This is a genomic window from Paenibacillus sp. EKM301P (assembly GCF_011800295.1).
Taxonomy (GTDB): Bacteria; Bacillota; Bacilli; order Paenibacillales; family Paenibacillaceae; genus Paenibacillus; species Paenibacillus polymyxa.
The window spans coordinates 1-980 of the sequence record NZ_JAALFM010000055.1; the positions used below are offsets into that span (position 1 = coordinate 1).

The window sequence follows — 980 nt, forward strand, 5'->3', positions numbered from 1 at the left end:
GTCCGGTACAGCCGCTCCCCAGTGGCGAACGGGCTGTCTACGAATTTCTCCGCCGTCAAATCCGGGCGGTTCAAGTACCCGCGCGCCACTCCGACTCCGCCGATGACCAGCTCGCCCAACACCCCGACCGGCACCGGATTCAGATGCGCATCCACGATGTAGAATTTCGCATTCAGCCACGCTTTACCGATCGGCACATTGCCTGTTTGCGGCAGCTTCGCTAGCTCCTCGTCGTAGAAACTGGAGTCGATCGCCGCTTCCGTCACGCCGTATGCGTTGATGATCCGGAACAACGAGCCGAGGCGTTCCTGCAAGGTCCGGTAATCCGCCACGCTGCAGCTGTCCGAACTCGTGATCAACAGCTCCATCCAGCTCATATCGAGCCGCTGCTCGTGCACATACTCTAGGAACGGCACGATCAGCGCTGGCGTCGATTCGAAGATGGTGACCCGCTCCCGCTCAATCCAGTGGTGCAGACGAGACGGATCGATCCGGTCGTCCTTCGGTACAATCACCATCGTGCCTCCGTTGTACAGCGTCCGCGCGATATCTCCCACGAACACGTCGAACGAGAAGCTTGCGAGCTGCAGCAGCCGCACTGGGAACTGATCCAACCGGTATTCCCGCCGGTAGCCCGCCGCCGTGTTCACCAGGCTGCGGTGCTCGATCATCACGCCCTTCGGCTTGCCCGTCGTCCCCGACGTATAGATCACGTACGCCAGATCCTCCGGACGGGCTTCATGGAAGCTGTCGGCATTCGTCCGCTCCTCGCTGTACGAAGTTTCGTCGTCCAGGTACAGCACCGCCGCCAGCGCCAGCTCCTCTTCGCCGAGCCAGGCCTCGGCACGCTCTCGCAGCGCCGTTTGCGTCAGCAGCACCTTCGCTCCGCTGTCTTCGAGCATGAACCGCACGCGCTCCGCCGGGTAATCCGGGTCGAGCGGCACATACGCCCCGCCCGCTTTCCAGACGGCCAGCACGGC

1 protein-coding gene is annotated in these 980 nt (G+C 62.8%); it reads right to left on the reverse strand.

Translation table 11 applies throughout. The features are described 5' to 3' along the window. A partial coding sequence (locus tag HFD99_RS24780; protein ID WP_167441049.1) for an AMP-binding protein occupies positions 1-980 on the reverse strand: 980 nt, incomplete at both ends.